Below are 13,905 nucleotides of genomic sequence, written 5' to 3'. Positions count from 1 at the left end.
GATCAGTGCGCCGCCCGCTTCTGTAACGTCGGATAGAACTGAACAAACGTCATGTCGACCGCGGCGTGCGCTTTGTGACAAGCGAAGCACGCCGACTCCGGCATCGGCGTAGCGCTTGCGGCGTCCATGCCGAAATCGAAATAGGCCCATCGATTCTTGAAGCGGGCCGAGTCTTTCACGGACACTTCGATGCCGTGGAGATCCGTCTGCAGATACCCTCTATTGTTGGGCGCCCGCTGCGTCTCGCTGCCGCGCAACTCCAGGACGAACATCGTGCCCTCGGGCCAAACGCGGTCGCGTAGAAATGCTTCGTACGCCTCCGGCTGAACGAAAACATTGTCGAACATGACATGGCCGGTCAGAGCGGCAGCCTGAGCGGCCGGGCCGTAGCTCATCCCTAGACCAGCGCTCACGAATCGCCAACTCCGATAATCCACCGGCCGCAGTAATTTGCCGTCGGCGGAAAACTTCGCCCCTACCAGTTTTGCCTTGGCTGGCTGCGCCGGCGCGGCTGGCGCCGACCGCAATGCCATCGTCACGGGAACGGCAGCGCCAATGGCTAAAATCGCCAGCAGGACATGCATCGATCTGCGCATCGGACTATCCTTTGAATTCCAGGGGATGGGAACCGATCCATGCTGCCTCGAGACGCCGGACGCGTATTGAAAAAACACAACATCGGCCGGCCCGACGGCCTGATGGCCGCCGGCACTTTCTTTGGCGCAACTCGCCTGCAGCTTCGCTCGGGCGACTTCACTGTCAGCGCGGTGACTCATACGAATTCGCGCACCGTGCCCATGCACGCCCATGCGAACGCATTCTTCTCGATGCTGATCAGCGGCCACTATCGAGAATGGTTTGGACAGGAACATTGGGATGCGCGCCCCCTCTCCATGGTCCTGCGCCCGGCGCAGGCAGAACATCGCGACGAGATCGGACCCGACGGCTCGGTATTCCTTTGCGTAGATATCGCCCCAGCGTATTGCGATGCGCTGGCTGATTCTGGAGTTCGTTTGCAACGGCGCGCGTTTGACGATCGGCCGATGTCTCGCGTCGCTTTGCGGTTGCTCAAGGAACTGTGCGAAAAGCAGCCCGGATGGCAGAGCGTTGCTGAGTCGTTAGTAAACGAACTGGTGGCAGAGTACGCCGACGAATCACGCCGCGTAGGGCGACGAGATCCTCCGTCGTGGCTGCAGCGTGCGATCGACATGCTTCACGCCGACCCTGCACATCAATCGCTGCGCGCGATCGCCGCCGATCTGGATCTGCATCCGGTGCATCTGTCGAGAGCGTTCAAGCACTACAAGGGCATGTCGGTTTCACAATACTTGCGAGAGCTCCGGCTACAGCGCACGGCCCGCCGGTTACTCGAGAGCCGGGAGTCATTAGCTGCCATCGCCCACGACAATGGCTTTGCCGACCAGAGTCACATGACGCGCGATTTCATTCGAGCGACTCACTGGTCGCCGGCAAAACTGCGCTGTCAGTGTGAGCGACTGCGATGATTCAGTCCCTTTTTTGATCGTTAGTGGACTGTACCCATAGCGATTGCTCCGGGAGTTCCGGCAGCAGCTCCAGCTTCGCGTGCAGCAGCGCCGGCTCCAGCACGACGTTCAGATCCTGCAGCCAACGTCGCTGGCGCTGCACCTCTTCGACGACTTCCCGCTGGAGCGACTGCCACTCGGGCGGCGGCGTGACCTGCAGGAGTTGATAGGTGCGCGCGCCGCCGCTGATTTCCCGGTACGCGCTGGAGAGACGTTTCGCCTGGCCCGAAAACCGCGTCGAGATGCGCTCCTCCACACGAATCACCCCGGGAATGCCTCCGTCGCTTTGGTACTCGCTCCAATAAGTGCGCACGCGAGCCAACGATTGATCCATTCGCGGCAACAGCTGTTCTTTGTGAGCGACGAAGTCTGGCTCCAGCGCCTGAATCAGATGACTGTCCTCTTCCGGGCGCAGCGAGGACCACAGCGTCAACAAGCGGTCCGAGTACCCATCGTTGCCCTTGGTCGTCAGCAAAGCGTCGTATTCAGCGCCGATTTTCTGGTAGCGCTCGATCTGGCGCGTCGCGACTCCGCCCCACGGAGCGTCCCGTACAGACTGCAGAGTAGCAATCGCCTCTTCATGATTTCCCGCACGCCACGCCTCGGACGCTTTGGCATGTTTGGCAATGACGTCGGGCGGCGGCAGCGTTTTCGCCAGCCATGCATCGACGTACTCGGCAAAGATCGGTGTGCGGAATTCGTCGGATTGATTGAGCTGTGCAAGCTGAAACAGCTCCTTGCGTTGAACGAGTTGATTCAGCCTGTCGAAGCGCACCAGGTCCTCGCGCAGAGCCTCGACGCCAGACACACGCGGATAACGAGACGCGAACTCGTTGACCAACTTGTCGATGCTCTGGCGCTCGCCACGGTTCAAGGCCAACTGAATCGCCGCCTTCAATTTATCGATGGCCTCCAGATATAGCGCGTTGTCGCTGCGCAGACTCGTCAGGCTGCTGAAGATCCGCGAGTGGAATGGTTCGAACTGCGGAGCGCGGCTCGCGATCTGATCCACGATCAACTGATGCCGGAAACTGTCCGCACTCCACTCTTCTACCAATGAGCGTATCGGCTCTTCGTCTCGGAACATGACCAGGGGACCGGCGGTACCGCCGCGAGACGCAATGTGCGACTCCATTCTCCCGGCCCAGGCGAGCGTGTCGATCATTTGCACCGCACGAGGAATGAACGGGTGCGCTTCGCGCTGCGCTGCCAGGAAGCGAGCCGCCTCGGCGTAACGAGCGTTCTCGATAAGGCCCAACCATGTCGGCACGATGGCCTTGGTCAGCGCTTCTTCCGCCCAGGCGCTGGCTTCCGCGTCGTCGGGCTTTTGTTCGAGATAACGATTGGCGGCCGCGGCGCTCTCTGCATATTGCCCGTCGTCGAGCATTTCCTTGATGTCGCGACGATCCGAGCCGACGAGGTAGGCGATCGCGCCGGCTATGATCATCAAGGCGAGCACGGCAGTGGCGCCCCACAGAACGCGTCGACCGAAGGCGCCGCCACCGAGCGCAAGCCACACTTCCCCGACCACACTTCGCAACTTGCCCAGCCCAGTCTCGGGCGCCGTAAGCTGCGCGGTCTCCAGGGTCGGCGCACCTCGGTCGTTCACTGTTGTTGCTCCCCACGCCTCCATGCGGTCGTCGTCGATGTGAGATTGCGCTTCTGCGCTTGCGCGTGGCGAGTGGGCAGCATAGCGCACTCTCGGCGCATGACCACTGCTCGTTCTATCTATTCTGGCAGGGTCAAACGCGTGTCGGTGAGACTTGCACGAGCACAGTTGATCGCGCTGCGCGATCAACAACGAATCGCATGGCAACATGCGATTCGTTGGAGTTGTTGAATGGCGTGTCGCGACAGGCAACGCAGCCGCCCGGCGTTCCAGTTGTTTGTTTTGAGCGCGGCTCAGCGAACGATCCGTGTCAGGTCTCGAATCGAACGACTGATTGCTTTGTCACCCGCAGCAGAGAGTTGCCCCGCTTGGTTATCCCACTTCAATCGTGTCGTCCGTCCGACGCCTTTCTCATATTCGTATGACACGCCATCGTCGTCATAGAGCGTGAACTCGGCGTCCTTGCCGGGATAGACACGAATCTCCTTGAGCGCCTGCGCGGTCGCCGTACTCGGAATATCGACGCCCATCGGAACGATGGAGCCGGCGCGCACGAACAGCGGAATCACATCGACGGGTGCAGCGACCGTCACCGTCTGCCCACCCGTCAACTTCTCGTTGGTCCAGTAGTTGTACCAATCGCTACCCGCAGGCAGGTACACCTCGCGGCTCTGTTTGCCCTGCTCGGTCACGGGCGCCACCAGGAACGCGGGGCCGAACATATATTGATCGCCGATGTTGAAGACCTTCGGATCGTTGGGGAAATCCATGAACAGTGCGCGCATGAACGGCGCACCCGTGTCGTAGGTTCGCTTGCCGAGCGAATACAGGTAAGGCATCAGCGTGTAGCGCAGCTTCAAATACCGGCTGATGATGGCTTCGGCCTCCTTGCCATAAGACCAGACCTCAGCTTCTTTGCGCAGGCCGTGAGCGCGCATGGTGGGCAGGAATGTTCCGTATTGATACCAACGCACCGCCAGCTCTGGATAGTCGTCGTAGTTGCCAACGACGTTGCGCGCGTCAGACGGGTCGACCAGTGGCTTCTGCCCGGAGCGGTGATGCGGCGTGTGCCACTGCCACCCGCCGATATCGTTTCCCCAATAGGCGAGTCCGGTCGCGGTGAAGTTCAAGCCCGTCGTCACCTGCTGCTGCAAGGCTTCCCAGGTCGGGTGGATATCGGACGACCAGAACAAATTTCCGTAGCGTTGCGCCCCGATGTACGCCGCGCGCGCCAGGATCAAGTTGCGCTTGTTCGGGCGATCTCGCCGCGAGCCTTCAGCGACGCCTTGCGTATGAACCAGCGGATACAGATTGTGATACCGATCCCCCGACCCGATGCTGTAGAAGTAGCCGTCGGGCACCAGGTCGGGCTCGGTCTCATCCAGCCAGAACCAATCGAATCCCTGCGAGGCGATGTTGTCCCGGATCTTGCTCCAGAACCACTCGCGCGCCTCGGGATTGGTGCTGTCGAGCAAGGCGCCGGCGCGATCGTTGCGCACCGGCAGGCCATCGACCGGCCGGCCGTCCGCATGTTTCAACAAATAGCCTTTCGACGCCAACAGATCGAAGTAGCGCGACTCGAGCTCGAAGCGCGGCCAGACGCTGATCATCGAGCGCACGCCTTGTTCGTTGAGCGTCTTGTTCATCGCCGCCGGCGAGGGAAAATCGACCGGATTGATGTCGAGCTGGCCCATGCGAGTCCAGTAGAACCAGTCGACGACCATGATGTCGAGCGGATAGCCGCGCTTGCGATAACCGGCGGCCACGTCGAGCACTTGCTGCTGATTCTCGTAACGCGCTTTGCTCTGGATATAACCGAACGCCGCTTTCGGCGGCAGCGGCGTGACGCCCGTCAGCCTGCGATAACCGGCATAGATCTCATCCGCCGTCTCGCCCGCGATCACGAAATAGGAGACGCGCTCACCCACTCTGGACTGCCAGCTGGTGCGCCCCTGCAATCCAGGCGAGATCACGGTGCTCGAAGGATTGTCCCAGAGTATGCCGTAGCCCTTGTTCGTCACCAGGAACGGCACGCAGACCGTCTCGCCGGCCGGCGCATCGTAGTTGTGTTTGCAATCGATCGTGCGACCGCGGTGGTCGAGAATGCCTTCCTGGTTCTGACCCAGGCCATAGTAGTGCTCATCGGGGGGCGCGGGAAAGCTCGCACCGACGCGAAATGTTTTCTCGCCGTTCACGGTGTGCGGCGACAGCTCCCAGCCACTCATCTCAACGATGGTCTCGCCGCTCGGCTTGCGCACTGTGAGCGAAACGGGCGGCAGCGATGGAGCGAAGTAGCGTTGCATCTGATTCGGCGGCCCGGGGTGCGGCTGAGCTTTCACTTCCAGGGACAGCACCGGCGATGAGTAAACATCGCCCGACGCTGCGACCGCGTGCTTCCAACCCTGAGCATCCGGATTGGCAACGAACCCATAGCCTGGCGGCGCGACCGCCCGCTCTTTCTCCAGGCTCAGCGTGACCCGCACGACATTCGGCGCATAGGGCTCGATCGCGACAAAACTGCCGTTGCGATCGAGCAGCCCCAGGGGCTCGGCCGAAACGACGCTCGAACACATCAACGCCAGCGCGGTCAGCGCCGCGCGATTCATTGGAATCATGCGATTGGTCTCTCGATAGGCAAATTCGGATCAGGCGGCCTTGCAGTTGCTCTCGATGAACTGCTGATGGCTCGGCATACGTGCAACGGCGGCGTGTAGTTTACTTCGTAACCCTTCTGCTTTCTGTTGCAACTCGGCGAGCGGGATGATGTCGGCCAGCGGATCCCACCGTTGCGGCTGAACGCTTTGTCCCAACATGACGGCGACCCAGCTGGCGTCCGCGAACAGCTGCCCGTCATGCCGGGCGACCTTGCCTCGCGAACGAAACAGCTCCAGCCGGTGCGCCAGAGAGTCCGGAATCGACATGTGCTGGCAGTCGCGCCAGAACGGCTCGTCGCGACGATTGGCCACGTAGTGCAGGAGGATGAAGTCGCGGATCTGCTCGTACTCCACGATGCTGAGACGATTGAACTCCTCCTCCGCGGCAGGATCGACTGATACGGACAGCGGTATCAACGACAGGAACCGAAACACCGCCGCCTGCACGAGGTGCAGGCTGGTCGATTCGAGCGGCTCCATGAAACCGCCCGCCAATCCCAACGCCACGCAGTTGCCATTCCAGAATTTCTTGCGTCGTCCAGTAGTGAAACGCAGTAACCGCGGCTCGGCCAGAGGCTTGGCATCCAGGTTGTCGAGCAGGATGCGCGCGGCCTCATCGTCGTTGATGTAGTTCGAACAGTAGACGTGCCCGTTGCCGGTTCGATGCTGAAGTGGAATGCGCCACTGCCAGCCGGCGTGATGCGCCGTCGAGCGCGTGTACGGCGCGAAGTCTTCATTGTTTCTCTCGCAAGGCACGGCGAGCGCGCGATTGCACGGCAGCCAGTGCGACCAGTCTTCGAAGCCCGTACCCAGCGTCCGCTCGATCAGCAGTCCTTGAAAGCCGGAACAATCGAGAAAGAAATCGCCGGTGACGGTGCGGTCGTCCTGGAGCCGCAATCCCTTGATAGATCCCCGCTCACCGTCACGGTCGACGTGCACGATGCGCCCTTCATGACGCTCGACGCCCCGCTGTTCCGCGTAGCTCCGCAGATAGCGAGCGTAGAGCCCGGCATCGAAGTGATAGGCATACGCCAGTTGCGGAATGTCCTTCGACATCGTGGGGAACGGCGGCAGGAACCGTTCCTGCGCCGCCGCGATCGCCGCCGGCGCGTAGTCACTGAGCGGATGCGGATGTCCGTGAGCGTTCAGCCGCAACCAGAACTGATGAAACGAAATACCATCGATGTTCGCGCCGAACTCGCCGAACTGGTGAAAGTAGCGCTGGCCGGCGTCGCCCCAGTTCCGGAACTGAATGCCCAGCTTGAAAGTGGCCTGCGTGGCGCGCACGAACTCACGTTCATTGATCCCCAACACCTTGTTGAAGAACTGCAGCGGCGGAATCGTCGCCTCACCGACGCCGACCGTGCCGATCTCCTCCGACTCGACCAGGCTGATCGGATGTGCGCCCTTGAGCGCGTGCGCGAGCGCGGCGGCGGCCATCCAACCGGCCGAGCCGCCGCCGACGATCACGAAATGCATGTCAGAAGCTGGCCCTTACGAACACGTTGTAGCGCCGGTCCGCGCTCACCCAGTTGTGATAGGTGAGCCCGGTGTTATCCACGAAGTTGTCGACCAGAACGCGGTATGGCGCATCCGTCAGGTTGACCGCCTGCAGGCCCACTTTGAGCTTCTGCGAAACGTTCCAGGTCACCGAGCCGTCGAGCTGACCGTAGTCGTCGACCCAGGCTGGAATGTTCAGATTGGCGGCGGCCATCGTGAGCACATACTGTTCGCGCCAGTTGTACGCCAGACGCGCCTCGAAGCGTTGGGTGCTGTAGTACAGCTCGGCGTTGTAGCTGGTCTTGCTCAATCCCTCCAGCGGATAGTCGTCCAGAGCCGCGTTGTCGCGCTGGTTCTGATCGTACGGATTCGCCGCTATGTTGCGCGTGCCGCCGCTCTCGACATACGTGAACGCCGCCCGCGCTCCGAAGTTCTTCCAGAACCCGGGCAGGAAATCGAAGAAGCTGTTGTAAGCGACCTCGAAGCCCTGCACGTAACCATTGCCTTGGTTCTCCGGCCGCAGGACGCGGACCGTGCGCGTCTGACCGTTGTTGGTGTACTCCACCGAAGAGTTCAACGACGTTTCCATGAACCCTTCGAGCTGCTTGTAGAAGATCGCGCCGGTCAACGAGTTGGTGGGATTGATATACCACTCCGCCGCCACGTCGTATTGCCACGAGCGCATCGGCTCCAGATCGGGGTTGCCCGCGAAGCCGTTGTACTGGAACACGCAAGTGCCGCGCTCGGCGTTTTCAGGCAATTCGTTGCAGACGCCATTCGCCATCAAGCCGAGCCTCGCCGTGATGTTGATCGCTGGCAGCAACAGCGGAAAATCAGGTCGCGCCAGCGAGCGAGCTACCGCGAGTCGCAGGAACACGTCGTCCCGGACTTTGTAGCGCAGATTTAGACTGGGCAGAACGTCGGTATAGGTGTTCTCGTCCGTTTGCTCGTAGGAGGCGCCATTGGCGAAAGCCAGCTCGTCCGGCGCGCCGACCACGTCCGCTCCGCTGAAGGTGAGCAAGCCGGCGCCAAGATTTTCCGTTCGCACCACGCGCACGCCGACATTGCCGTCGAAGCTGTTCTTCTCGAAATGCGCGGCCACGTAACCGGCCCAGGACTTTTGATTCTGGGTATTGACCCCCAAGCCATCGTTGCCGGGCGTGCTGTCGGCATAGTCGCCGTTCCAGGGCGTCCAACCAGTGTTCGCATCAAAGGTTTTGACGCTCTGGATGGTGCTTTCAAACGCGGCCCGACTATTGAACGCCGAGGCGCTCGGAAACACATAAGCGCTCGGCGCCCGCCCGCCGTGGAACCAATCCGAGAATACCTGTTGGGTTAGAGGCACGCTCGCTTGGCCAAACGTCGTGGCTCCGCCGCCCCAGGTCTGAGCGACCCCTCCCCAGCGATAGCCCGTTTCCCGGGACGTCGAACTGTAGTCCTCGTGACGGATGCCGAAGCGGATTCGATCCAGCCAATCGCTGTTGTCGAACGTGTACTCGCCGTCGGCGCGATAGGCCCAGGCGTCGGCCTCGTTCTCCTCGTAGTGATCCATCGCCCAGCCATAGTAGTGCTGATCGGGATCGGTCATCACGCTGTTCGGTCGCAGTGCGATGCGCGGCTCGCTGCTGCCGTTCAAGCGCAGATCGAAGCCCAGCGTAGTTGGATCGGTCTGCTCCAACGTGGGCGAGCCCAGCGTCAGATCCATGATGTCCGCGTCGGCGAACGCGCGCTGCACGTCCACGTCGAAACGCCATTGATCGGCTGCACGCCAGGTCACGTGCAGGGAGACATCATGGTTCTCGCTTTCGCGCTCGTTATATCGAGCGGAACCGGCGAAGTACCTGTTGTCGATCTGTCCTGCCACCAAATAGCCGTTCGAGACCTGCAGGTTGCTGCCGGTCAGGCTATTGCCCTGCTCGGTCCACAACGCGTTCTCGTTCTGCTCGAAGGTCGCGTCGGCCATGAAATATTGCAACGACACGTCCACTCTGTCGTTCGGTCGCCATTGCAGGGCCAGCGAGCCGCCGATGCGGTCGCGATCCACGGTCAACTCACGCCAGCCGACGCCGCCCGGCGCGAGGACATCCTGGCCTTCGTAGCCGGGCAAGTTGTTGCGCCGATAGTACTTGTCGATGTGCAGCGTATGAGTCTGCGTGGTGAGTTGCGAGGCGCTGGTCGAGACCAGGAAGCCCAGCTCGCCGATGCCCGTGTTCCAGCGATCGCTGTACAGGAACGAACCCGAAGGACGCTCTTTGTTCGCCAGGTCGCCGACCGCATATTCCGCCGATGCGGCAAGGACTCGATCAGGGCTATCGAACGGCATGCGGGTGCGCAGATCCACGACCCCCGACAGTCCGCCTTCGACCATCGCCGCCGAAGGGTTCTTATAAACGTCGATGGCGGCCATCAGCTCGGGCGGAATATCTTCGAAGCCCAAGGCGCGGCTCTCCTTCGCGGAGAAGGCCGAACGTCCGTTCAGCTCGCTGCGCACCCAGGTCAAACCGCGAATCGTCACACCCGCGCCTTCGACGGCGATGCGGTCAGCGTCGCGCGCTTCCGGAATGCGGCCGATCGCGAGACCGGGAATTCGCTGCAGAACCTCGGTGACGCTGCGATCGGGCAACGCGCCGATGTCGGTAGCCGTGATGGAGTCGAGAATTTCTTCGGCGTCGGCCTTGCGCGCCTGTGATGATTTCAGTTGCTCGCGAATGCCAGTAACGACGACCTCCTCGACTTGGGACGAGGATCCCGAGGCATTCTGCGATTGCGCCGGCGACGCCGACAATGCCATCGCTATTGCCAGAGCCGGCGCTGTCGAAACCGCGCTCCGCAGTTGCAGCGCCCGGCGTACGGCGCTGGCGACGGACGATCCGTGCCCCGCCCGATATGAACTCACCTCAGCCATAACAACGTATCCCCCATTGTTTGACCCGTCGTGCCATTCACTGAGGGATTGCCATGCGCGACGCCGCGCATATTTCACGCGTTCGTCACCGTCCCCCACTCACATCCTCGACCCGTGGCTGCAGCCCGGATCGGCAATGAAATATTGTTCACTAATGATCATACGCTTTAACTCGGACAAATGTCTATCGCTCGACAAAGAAATATCGAGCGAACCTTGGACCTGCACTGCAGCCGTGTAATTTGTGGGACGGACACCCAATACAGATCCATGTCGTTCGCTCGACATTCCTCGCGGCACGGCTACCAGGCGTAGATGCTCGCCCAGGGAAAGGTGCCGCCAGTCACTGAGAAGTAGTAATAACCGTCGGCCGACCGGGTCAGCGGCAGCTGGCCGCAGGTTCTGGCTTGCCCGCCGACCGTCAACGTGCGCCCGTCGAAATTGGAACAACCCCAGCCGTTGATGGTTTGGCTGGTTCGATAGCAAACCGCGCCCGTGGTGTTGAAGTTACCGGTGTTGTTGGTGAACGAGATGGGATTGGAACATGTGCCGCCCGTGCCGCTCGTATTGAATGTCGCAGTGACATTGCGTGCTGCAGTCATCGAGACCGTGCACGTGCCCGTCCCCGTGCACGCACCGCTCCAGCCGCCGAAAGTTGAGCCACTGGCTGCGGTCGCCGTGAGCGTCACGGATGTTCCGCCCGCGTAGTTCGCGGTGCAGGTACTGCCGCAGTTGATTCCAGAAGGCGCAGACGTCACGGTGCCACTGCCGGTGCCCATCTTCGTGACGCCGAGTGAAAACGTCGTGGCCGTGCTGTTGAAAGTCGCCGTGACTGAACGCGCCGCGCTCATGGATACCATGCACGTGCCGGTACCTGAACACGCCCCACTCCAGCCTGCGAAAGACGAGCCGCTTGCGGCGGTCGCCGTCAACGTCACGGACGTACCGCTGGAATAGCTGGAACTGCAAGTCCCGCCGCAATTGATTCCCGAGGGTGACGATGTGACTGTGCCACTGCCGGCGCCCGCCTTCGTGACAGTCAGCGTGTAGTTCGTCGGAGTCCCGATGCCGGCGCCGCGCTTGATCGCATCCAGCACGCCCTGATCGATCACGCTGCCGCTGTTGCGATCGAAGATCGCGAAGCCGTTCGTCTGGCTCGGCTGCACACCGTTGTCCCAATAGTAGGTCTTGAGGCCATTCGCGGCGGCGGCTCGATTGACGTACTCGAGGTAGTACTGCCGCGCCGGCAAGCTGAGATTCGCGCGGGTGGCCACCCCGTACTCGCCGATGATCACCGGCACGTTCTGATTGACCCATTTGTTCCTCACCTGGGCAAACAGGTCGTCGTGATAAGCCTCTTGCGCCCACGTGCACGCACCCTGCGACGGATACGGCGCGCCCCAATACAAACAACTGCCGCTCGGGTTCAGCGTGAAATCGTAAGGGTCGTAGTGGTGAATCTCGACGATCAGCCGATTGGCGATCGTATCGGTCGGCATCGTGAAATAGTTCAGTCCGTGCCAGGCGTTGGTGTTGTAGGTCTGCACGACCAGGGTGCGCGACGAGTTATTGCCACCGGTGGCACGCACGGCGTTTACAAAAGTCTGGTTGTACGACTGCTGGACGGTGATGTGTTCGGTGGTCGGCGTGCCGTAGTCGGCGTGCACTTCATTGGTTCCCGCAAACAACAGACGCTCGTCGTAGTTGCGGAACGTGGTTGCGATCTGCGTCCAGTAGGCGTTTTGTTTCTGATTGACCGCGGTCTGATACGAGTACAGCGGATGTTCCTCGAGCCAGCCGCCATCCCAGTGAATGTTCAGGATGACGTACATGCCCTGGCCGTGCGCATAGTCCACGATTTGTTTGACGCGAGCCATCCAGGTCGCATCGATCGTCATCGTCGATTGATTGGCGTGACAGTCCCACGCCGCTGGAATGCGTATCGAGTTGAAACCCGCAGCCTTCACCGAGTTGATGAACGCCTGAGTGACAGCGGGATTGCCCCACGCCGTCTCGCCGCATTGGGCTTCGAGTGTGTTGCCGAGATTCCAACCGAGTTGAATCTGTGCGGCGACCTGCGTTGCCGTCGGCAAGGTCTGCGACCACGCCGCCAGAGGTGCGAGTAACAGCGCTGCCCAGAGAACCACGTTCCGTCGCAGCGGAGACCACTTGAATCCGTTCATGTGTACCCCCTGAGGATGATGTCGTCCGCCGCGCGTCGTTGACCACGCCACGGCGAGCTACGTTGCTCGTTCCGTCGACGGGCGCCACCGTGAACCTCATTGGCCATCGTTGTCAACAGGGTTTTCTTCGCTCACGCGCTGTCTCCCGAGCCATTTCCAAAGGCGCGGCGGGGACAGCCTCAACAAGAATCGTTGTGCTTTTCTGGCGTTAGCGGCGGCGCTCGGGACATTTCTGATACCGCTACCAGTCGGGTCGAAATGGTGCTACCTTTCGGCGCCGAACCGATCTCGATCAGGGGAACCCATGAATCGTCCGCCGCTGCGTCTTCTCGCATGCTCCGTGCTCGTCGTGCTCGCCGCATGCTCCTCCAAAGATCAACCCGCCGCCGAGGGCGCCAGTGCGGATCAACCGCCGGCGGCCAAGGCCGCGCGTCAATATCTGTCGCAGCCGCTGGTGTCCGAGATCTATACCGCCGATCCTTCGGCGCACATCTGGGACGGCAAGATTTATGTTTATCCAAGTCACGACATCGACGGCACGACGCCGGAAGACGATCTGGGTGCACACTTCGAGATGCGTGACTATCGCATCCTGAGCATGGACAAGATCGGTGGACCGGTCACGGTGCACCCGGTTGCCCTCGACGTGGGCCAGGTGCCTTGGGCCGAGAAGCAGATGTGGGCGCCGGACGCTGCGCGCAAGGGCGACACTTACTTCCTGTACTTCCCCGCCAAGGACAAACAGGGCGCGTTCCGCATCGGCGTCGCGACGTCCAAGTCGCCGACCGGTCCGTTCGAGCCGCGGCCCGAGCCGATCAAGGGCAGCTTCTCGATCGACCCGGCAGTGTTCACCGATGCCGACGGCCGCACTTATATGTACTTCGGCGGCATCTGGGGCGGTCAGCTGCAGCGGAACACCACGGGCACTTACGATCCGAACGGCTCCAAGACCGATCTTCAGGCGGACGATCAGCCCGCACTGACCGCGAAGGTCGCGATGCTCACCGACGACATGCTCGAGTTCGCCGAGAAGCCGCGCGACGTGGTCATCCTCGATGAGAACGACAAGCCGCTGCTGGGCGGCGATCACGACCGCCGCTTCTTCGAAGCTTCGTGGCTGCACAAGTACAACGGCAAGTACTATTTCAGCTACTCGACCGGCGACACGCACTACATCGTCTATGCGATCGGCGACTCGCCCTACGGCCCGTTCAAGTACGCCGGCCGCATCCTCGAACCGGTCGAAGGCTGGACCACGCATCATTCGATCGTCGAATGGGATGGCCGCTGGTGGTTGTTCTATGCCGATTCGCAGCTGTCGGGCCAGACACGTCTGCGCAATGTGAAAGTCACCGAGCTGTTCCACAACCCCGACGGCACGATCAAGACGATCGATCCGTTCGTGCACGAGTAGGACTCGAACCGCTACGGATTCCCCTACCCCGTAGCGGTTTTCCCGATCAGGCGGGCCCTGAAATCCGTTGCAGTTCCTCATGTCTGCACTGCGTGC

The 13,905-nt window shown here is 61.3% G+C and carries 8 protein-coding genes; 2 read left to right on the top strand and 6 right to left on the bottom strand.

Annotated elements, in window-relative coordinates; translation table 11 throughout:
• Positions 1 to 2: 2 nt before the first annotated feature.
• On the bottom strand, positions 3 to 533 hold the full coding sequence (locus EK373_RS33170) for a cytochrome P460 family protein (RefSeq protein WP_269813727.1): 531 nt from the start codon (positions 531 to 533) through the stop codon (positions 3 to 5).
• A 102-nt stretch (positions 534 to 635) separates the two neighbouring features.
• Here EK373_RS33170 and EK373_RS24390 point away from each other — a divergent pair, with 102 nt between their 5' ends.
• Positions 636 to 1,505, top strand: a complete 870-nt coding sequence (locus EK373_RS24390; RefSeq protein WP_129646845.1) for a helix-turn-helix transcriptional regulator — start codon at positions 636 to 638, stop codon at positions 1,503 to 1,505.
• Position 1,506: 1 nt separating this feature from the next.
• Here EK373_RS24390 and EK373_RS24385 read toward each other — a convergent pair whose 3' ends face one another.
• The 5 genes from EK373_RS24385 to EK373_RS33165 form a co-directional block, all read right to left on the bottom strand.
• Positions 1,507 to 3,153 (bottom strand): hypothetical protein, encoded by a 1,647-nt coding sequence (locus tag EK373_RS24385; protein ID WP_129646843.1) that lies wholly within the window; start codon positions 3,151 to 3,153, stop codon positions 1,507 to 1,509.
• A 293-nt stretch (positions 3,154 to 3,446) separates the two neighbouring features.
• On the bottom strand, positions 3,447 to 5,768 hold the full coding sequence (locus EK373_RS24380) for a glycoside hydrolase family 31 protein (protein ID WP_129646841.1): 2,322 nt from the start codon (positions 5,766 to 5,768) through the stop codon (positions 3,447 to 3,449).
• Positions 5,769 to 5,798: 30 nt separating this feature from the next.
• Positions 5,799 to 7,286, bottom strand: a complete 1,488-nt coding sequence (locus tag EK373_RS24375) for a tryptophan halogenase family protein (RefSeq protein WP_129646839.1) — start codon at positions 7,284 to 7,286, stop codon at positions 5,799 to 5,801.
• A gap of 1 nt (position 7,287) precedes the next feature.
• Positions 7,288 to 10,098, bottom strand: coding sequence for a TonB-dependent receptor (locus EK373_RS24370; protein WP_157994520.1), 2,811 nt, complete (start codon positions 10,096 to 10,098; stop codon positions 7,288 to 7,290).
• Positions 10,099 to 10,514: 416 nt separating this feature from the next.
• A complete protein-coding gene (locus tag EK373_RS33165; RefSeq protein WP_157994519.1) occupies positions 10,515 to 12,395 on the bottom strand; it encodes a cellulase family glycosylhydrolase in 1,881 nt (626 codons plus the stop codon).
• Positions 12,396 to 12,699: 304 nt separating this feature from the next.
• Here EK373_RS33165 and EK373_RS24355 point away from each other — a divergent pair, with 304 nt between their 5' ends.
• Complete coding sequence (locus EK373_RS24355) at positions 12,700 to 13,809, top strand: glycoside hydrolase family 43 protein (protein WP_129646836.1); 1,110 nt, start codon at positions 12,700 to 12,702, stop codon at positions 13,807 to 13,809.
• Positions 13,810 to 13,905: the final 96 nt, after the last annotated feature.

Source organism: Peristeroidobacter agariperforans (genome assembly GCF_004138335.1).
Taxonomy (GTDB): Bacteria; Pseudomonadota; Gammaproteobacteria; order Steroidobacterales; family Steroidobacteraceae; genus Steroidobacter; species Steroidobacter agariperforans.
Note: the sequence above shows the minus strand (reverse complement) of the source record. Positions and strands in the feature narration are given on the sequence as shown.

Bases quoted from the DNA above. Each gene is read 5' to 3' on its own strand.
- EK373_RS33170 (WP_269813727.1), bottom strand. From the start codon at position 533: ATGGCATTGCGGTCGGCGCCAGCCGCGCCGGCGCAGCCAGCCAAGGCA.
- EK373_RS24390 (WP_129646845.1), top strand. From the start codon at position 636: ATGCTGCCTCGAGACGCCGGACGCGTATTGAAAAAACACAACATCGGC.
- EK373_RS24380 (WP_129646841.1), bottom strand. From the start codon at position 5,768: ATGATTCCAATGAATCGCGCGGCGCTGACCGCGCTGGCGTTGATGTGT.
- EK373_RS24375 (WP_129646839.1), bottom strand. From the start codon at position 7,286: ATGCATTTCGTGATCGTCGGCGGCGGCTCGGCCGGTTGGATGGCCGCC.
- EK373_RS24370 (WP_157994520.1), bottom strand. From the start codon at position 10,098: ATGGCATTGTCGGCGTCGCCGGCGCAATCGCAGAATGCCTCGGGATCC.
- EK373_RS33165 (WP_157994519.1), bottom strand. From the start codon at position 12,395: ATGAACGGATTCAAGTGGTCTCCGCTGCGACGGAACGTGGTTCTCTGG.
- EK373_RS24355 (WP_129646836.1), top strand. From the start codon at position 12,700: ATGAATCGTCCGCCGCTGCGTCTTCTCGCATGCTCCGTGCTCGTCGTG.